1 protein-coding gene is annotated in these 1,567 nt (G+C 68.5%); it reads right to left on the reverse strand.

From position 1 onward, the window contains the following. A complete protein-coding gene (locus GPA_RS13895) occupies positions 1-1,014 on the reverse strand; it encodes a hypothetical protein (protein ID WP_015540255.1) in 1,014 nt (337 codons plus the stop codon). Positions 1,015-1,567 lie beyond the last annotated feature (553 nt).

The following is a 1,567-nucleotide window of genomic DNA, read 5'->3' on the forward strand; positions in this document are numbered from 1 at the left end:
CTACTCGTATCCCATCGGAAGGCCCAGGTGCCTGCGCAGCTCCAGCTTGCGCGCATGGTAGTCAGACGTACGGATCTGCGAGTGCTTGCCCAGGTGCCGGCGGAGCGTTTGCGCTATCGCCTCGGTCGCCGCGAAACTGTCGAGCTCGTCGTTCGTCACCCCCACCACCGTCCAGCCCATGGACATGAGGGCGTTCGCCCTCCTCGAGTCGGAGACGCGGCTCGCCTCCCCCTCGTGCCATTCCCTGCTCTGGTACTCCACGTCGAGCTTCCGCTCCGGCCAGCACAAATCCATGCGGAACGACTTTTTCCCGGTGAGAGCCTCGGCTGCCCTGCTCGCCCTCACCTCGTAGTTCATGCGGGGGATGCCCAGGCCGTAGCCTCCATGGCGATGGGGCAGCCCCAGGACGAGGGCCTGCTTCGTCTCCCGCGCCGAGGCCGAGCCGCCTGCAAGGTAGCGGAGGGCGCGGCTGACCTTGCGCGCACCGTCGACCGAGGCGTTCCGCGCCACATAGCCGCACAACGTCTTGACGGATGCCAGGGGCTCTACCCCATAGGCGGTTGCGGCCCCCGTGCGCCGGGTCCGGTACGTTCCGCACAGCTCGTACCCAAGCTCGAGCAAGGCGACCAGGCTCTTCCCCCGGGCGGCTTCCTGGACGAAGGAGAGGGCCGGCATGCAGGCGAAGACGCCGTCGCCCAACCGGTAAAACGATGCGCCCGAAAGGGGGACGGTCAGCGAATGCGCCTTGGCAGCCTTCGAAGGCCGCCCCAACGCAGTGCTGCCAACGAGCACGTGCGCAGGCCTTTCGAGGCGCAGATCCGGGTATGCGGCCTCAAGATGCCCGATGGCGGCTTCGACCTCGCCCCTCGCCGGCGCGCGGCCGGGAAGCACCCGTGCTCTCCCCGCAACCGGCGGAAGCGTCCGGGGGGCCGCCGAGCGCAGGATGGCCAAGGCGGTCTTGTGTCCGAAGATGATAGGCGCGCGCTCACGGTCAGGATGGGAGGAGACGGGCATGGAACCTCCTTGCAAGCCCTTTGCTAAGAGGATCTTGCAAGCGTGGTAGGGGAACGGGGGGCACGCCGTTCCCGCTATGGGCTGCTCGCCGAGGCGAAGAGCGCCTGCACTGGCTCCGTGGTGCCGCTATTCTACCAGCAGGCCGCGCCTCGGCACAGTAATCACCGCATTTTTACAGATTGGGAAGCAGAGGCTGGCGGCAAGCGGGGCGCAAGCGAGGTGTTCCGACGTTTCCCCTCGTCGCAGAACGGCATTTCGGAAGGCGCAGCCCGAGGGGAAGGCACTCCCCGTCGAAAACCGGTGATTACCGTGCCGGCGGGCCGGCCCGTAAGAACCAACACCCCCGAAACCCTGGCGCTTCCCGCCCCCGCTTTTGGCCGTCAGCGTGGACGGGAGTCGGGGCGGGGGTCGGGGCGAGGCGGGAGCGGGTGCGGATAAGCCCGCCTGCGCGCAGGGGGCGCGCTCCCTTGCGGGCCAATGCGGCAAGCGATGCGCAGGCGGGTGAGCTGCCCGCCTTGGACGATATGGGCGAAGGCGGGGCGGGTGCGGGGGG

This window comes from Gordonibacter pamelaeae 7-10-1-b, assembly GCF_000210055.1.
Classification (GTDB): domain Bacteria; phylum Actinomycetota; class Coriobacteriia; order Coriobacteriales; family Eggerthellaceae; genus Gordonibacter; species Gordonibacter pamelaeae.